Origin of the sequence: Oerskovia sp. NPDC060287, assembly GCF_042726775.1 — a bacterium.
Lineage (GTDB): Bacteria > Actinomycetota > Actinomycetes > Actinomycetales > Cellulomonadaceae > Oerskovia > Oerskovia merdavium.
This window is the reverse complement of the sequence record NZ_JBHXBO010000310.1, coordinates 1-4,015: the sequence shown is the minus strand read 5'-3', so window position 1 is coordinate 4,015 and position 4,015 is coordinate 1. Positions and strand designations below refer to the sequence as shown.

The 4,015-nt window shown below is 72.1% G+C and carries 4 protein-coding genes; 2 read left to right on the top strand and 2 right to left on the bottom strand.

Annotated elements, in window-relative coordinates; all coding sequences use genetic code 11:
• Nucleotides 1-598 (bottom strand): helix-turn-helix transcriptional regulator (locus ACFWFR_RS18000; RefSeq protein ID WP_377623958.1); only part of this gene is annotated, 598 nt, incomplete at its 3' end.
• A 356-nt stretch (nt 599-954) separates the two neighbouring features.
• Here ACFWFR_RS18000 and ACFWFR_RS17995 point away from each other — a divergent pair.
• Nucleotides 955-1,836 carry a universal stress protein gene (locus ACFWFR_RS17995; protein WP_377623956.1) on the top strand — a complete coding sequence of 294 codons (882 nt, stop codon included), beginning with the start codon at nt 955-957 and terminating at the stop codon, nt 1,834-1,836.
• 20 nt (nt 1,837-1,856) lie between these two features.
• On the opposite strand, the gene ACFWFR_RS17990 is transcribed toward ACFWFR_RS17995, so the two are convergent.
• Nucleotides 1,857-2,249, bottom strand: a complete 393-nt coding sequence (locus tag ACFWFR_RS17990) for an ArsR/SmtB family transcription factor (RefSeq protein WP_377617703.1) — start codon at nt 2,247-2,249, stop codon at nt 1,857-1,859.
• A gap of 83 nt (nt 2,250-2,332) precedes the next feature.
• Between ACFWFR_RS17990 and ACFWFR_RS17985 the strand changes: the two genes are divergently transcribed.
• Nucleotides 2,333-3,763, top strand: coding sequence for an FAD-dependent oxidoreductase (locus ACFWFR_RS17985; protein WP_377623954.1), 1,431 nt, complete (start codon nt 2,333-2,335; stop codon nt 3,761-3,763).
• Nucleotides 3,764-4,015: the final 252 nt, after the last annotated feature.

Genomic DNA, 4,015 nt, shown 5'->3' with positions numbered 1-4,015 from the left:
GGTCGGTGAGCTCTCTGTCGTAGGGGTTCTTGCCGGCCGCGGACCTCAGGGCTGCGACGGTGTCGTTCGCGGTTGCCTCCCAGTCGCGGAAGAAGTCTGACGCCCGAGGGTTCAGGAACCGGAACCGCGCGAAGTTGACCGGCCGTGCCGGGTCCTCGAACAGTGGCGCGTTCAGCGCCCGCCCGAGGCGATTGATCGCGACGATGTCGCCGCGGCCGTTCGACACCCAAGCAGGCGACAGCTGAGCGTCCAGGACGTGCTGCACGCTCGGCCGCACCTGGTGACGCGCCGGACGCCGCCTCGTCGCGCCGCGGGTGTTCTCCGCACGGGCCAGGTCGAAGAGGTGTCTGCGCTCGGCCTCGTCGAGCTGCAGGGCGCGCGCGATGGCGTCCAGGACGCTCTCGGACGCGCCGCGGACGTTGCCGCGCTCGAGCTGGGTGTAGTACTCCACGGACACCCCGGCCAGCTGGGCCACCTCGCTGCGGCGCAACCCTGTGACCCGGCGGGTCCCGAGTCCTGCAGGCAGGCCGACCTGCTCGGGCGTGACCCTGCCTCGGCGGGAGACCAGGAAGTCTCGTACCTCGTCGCGTCTGTCCATGCCCACGACGCTACGACCGTCGTCGTGACCGTGGGAGATGCTGGCAGCACCCCCCATCACGTGGGCCACCGTGGGCTGTTCAAGGAGGAGGCGGACCGGCCGGGTGGAGCATGGTGCATCTGGCGCGTCGACCGGCGTGTCTTGGCACCTGCGACGTCGTGGCGGGCGGCGGCCGTAGGAGTGCGCGGGTGGCGAGCGTCCCCGGTCCCCAGTTGCCGTTGCTGGGGGGCGGGCAAAGACTGGACGGCACGACCTGGGGGGCGAACGTTCTGAGGCGACGTGGAAGCTCGCTGCTGTCGCCCTTTCTGTTCTCTCGCGAGCGGTAGTCCGGCGAACGTCCAACGAAGGAGACAAGGATGTCTGAGACTCGTGTCGTCGTCGGTGTCGACGGATCGACGAGCAGCCGCACGGTACTGACCTGGGCCGCCCACGAAGCCCGCCTGCGTGGCGAGCCGCTTCTCGTCGTGCACTCGCGCTTCCGGCCGGCCTACGACCCGATGTTCGCCGGAGGTTTCTACCTGCCCCCGATGGCCACCGAGAGCGACGAGGCCGACGAGGTGCTGCGCGTCGCCGTCGACGTCGCCCGACAGGCCGAGCCCGAGCTGGAGGTGGAGACATCAGCTCGACCGGGACCGGCAGCCCTTGCTCTGCTGGACGCGGCGAGCGAGGGCGCCGGGCTCGTCGTGGTCGGCACACGCGGCCTCGGTGCCTTCGGTGCCCTCTTCCTGGGCTCCGTCAGCATCCAGCTCGCAGCGCGCTCTCCGGTACCTGTGGCCGTGGTGCCGAGCGACGCGACGTTCTCGACCGCGGGCCCCGTCTTGGTGGGCGTCGACGGATCGCCCCGGAGTGAGGTCGCGACGGTCGAAGCAGCCCACGAAGCGGTCCGCCGCAACGTCCCGCTCGACGTCGTCGCGGCGTACACGGTCCCTGCCGACCCGCTCGTGACCTCCCTCACGCCGTCGGTCGACGATCTGCGCGCGGCATTCCGCGGCCGAGCGCACGAGGTGGCGGAGGGGGCTGCAGAGTCCGCCCGCCGCGTGGGCCCGTCCTTGATCGTGCGGACGCACGTCATGGAAGGGCCGCCGGCCGACGAGATCTCGCGAGCCGCCGTGGCCGCCTCCGTCGTCGTGGTCGGTTCGCGGGGGTACGGCGAGGTCAGGGGCCCGGTCCTGGGATCGGTCAGCCAGACCCTGCTGCGTCACGCGAAGTGGCCGGTGCTGGTCACGCACGAGTCCTGACGGGCCCGCGATCGGCGGGTTCAGACCGGCTCTCGTCGGCCTTCCTCGGCGGTGGTCTCGGTGAGCGTCGTCGCGAGCGAGGTGAGGGCCCCGGGCACGAGCGAGTAGTACGCCCAGCGCCCGCGCTGCTCACGCGTGAGGAGGCCGGCGTCGACGAGGATCTTGAGGTGGTGGCTCACGGTCGGCTGGGACAGGCCGACAGGCTCGGTGAGGTCGCACACGCAGGCTTCGCCGCCCTCGTGAGAGGCGACGATCGAGAGCAGCTGGACCCGGGTGGGGTCGGCCAGCGCCTTGAAGGTGCGCGCGAGGGCGCGGGCGGTCTGGGGGTCCGCCGCCTGCCGGACCAGCGGCGCGCAGCAGGCGGCGCCGGCGGTGCCGGCTGGTGCGAGGGGCAGGTCCGTCGTCGTGGTCATGAGCCCATCTTGCCACGTATCGAAGTTTGTGGATACGTTGTCGCCATGGAGTTCATTGATGGTTGTCGATGCGAGGAGTGGTGATGAGCGAGGTCGTGCGTGCTGACCTGCCGGTCGTGGTGATCGGTGGGGGACCGGTGGGGCTGGCCGCGGCCGCTCACCTGCTGGAGCGGGGCCTGGAGCCGGTGGTCCTCGAGGCGGGCGAGGGGCCGGGTGCGGCGGTGGCGTCGTGGGGACACGTGCGGTTGTTCTCGCCGTGGCGCTACGACATCGACGAGGCCGCGTGCCGACTGCTCGAGCCCACCGGATGGAGGGCCCCGGACCTGAACGAGCTGCCCACGGGGCGCGAGCTCGTGGACGAGTACCTGGTGCCGCTGGCCGCGACCCCGGCGATCGCCTCGCGGTTGCGGACCAGGACACGGGTGCTGGCCGTGGCCCGCGACGGCGCGGACAAGACCCGGTCCTTGGGCCGGGAGCGGCGCGCGTACCGGGTGCGGACCGTGGGTGCGGACGGGCAGGTCGAGGATGTGCTGGCCCGTGCGGTGATCGACGCGTCCGGGACGTTCACGACGTCCAACCCGCTGGGGACCAGCGGCCTTCAAGCGGTCGGCGAGGACCGGGCGCAGGGCTTCGTCACCGGCCCCCTGCCTGATGTCCTGGGCTCGCAGCGGGAGCGGTTCGCCGGCCGGCACACGCTCGTCGTCGGGATGGGCCACTCGGCAGCGAACACGCTCCTGTCCCTGGTCGAGCTCGCGGAGTCCGCACCGGGCACCACGGTCACCTGGGCGATCCGCGGCGGGTCGGCGCGGCGCCTGTTCGGCGGCGGGACCGACGACGAGCTGCCCGCGCGCGGGCTCCTGGGCACCCGCCTGCAGGCCGCGGTGGAGGCCGGCCGGTTGACGTTGGTGAAGTGGATCTCGATCGAACAGCTCGTGCCCGGCCAGGACACGGTGCGGGTCCTGGGCCGTTCGCGCGACGAGGCGCTGGACCTGCAGGTCCATGCGATCGTGAACGCGACCGGGTTCCGCCCGGACCTGGACATGCTGCGCGAGGTGCGCCTGGACCTGGACCCGGTGGTGGAGTCCCCGAGCCGGCTGGCCGAGCTCATCGACCCCAACTTCCACTCGTGCGGCACGGTGCCCCCGCACGGGGAGAAGCTGCTCCGGCACCCCGACGACGGGTTCTACCTCGCCGGGATGAAGTCCTACGGGCGGGCGCCGACGTTCCTGCTCGCCACGGGCTACGAGCAGGTCCGCTCGATCGCCGCCGCCCTGGCAGGCGACCGGGCCGCAGCCGACCTGGTCCAGCTGAACCTGCCCGCCACCGGTGTGTGCTCGACGGACCTGGCGCTGGAGGCCGACGACGAGACCGACGTCTCGTGCTGCGGCACAGCACCCACCGAGCCGCAGCTCGTCACGCTCGGGGTCGATGCACCGTCCGGGTCCGGGTTCGCTACCGGCGTCGTCCACGGGCGCTCCGGCGACGAGCCGACGCCGGCGAGCGCCTGCGAGTAAGGCTGGGCCTGCGTGCAGCGAACCCCGCCCGGAGGGGCGGGGCTTCGCCTAGACGACGACGGGCCGGACGGTGCGCGTCCGCACCGCCCGCAACCTCACGGAGGCCGAGCGGCTGCTCACCGACGACGTCCACTGCATCCTGCTGGACCTCGCCCTGCCCGTCCCCGGCCCCCTCCGGCTCCACGGAGGAGTACATCCAGTTCCTGCTGCCCGGCATCATGGTGATGAGCGTCGTGATGATCACGATGTACA

Excerpts from the sequence above, each read along its gene's own strand:
- ACFWFR_RS17985 (WP_377623954.1), top strand. The coding sequence starts at position 2,333 with ATGAGCGAGGTCGTGCGTGCTGACCTGCCGGTCGTGGTGATCGGTGGG.
- ACFWFR_RS17995 (WP_377623956.1), top strand. The coding sequence starts at position 955 with ATGTCTGAGACTCGTGTCGTCGTCGGTGTCGACGGATCGACGAGCAGC.
- ACFWFR_RS17990 (WP_377617703.1), bottom strand. The coding sequence starts at position 2,249 with ATGACCACGACGACGGACCTGCCCCTCGCACCAGCCGGCACCGCCGGC.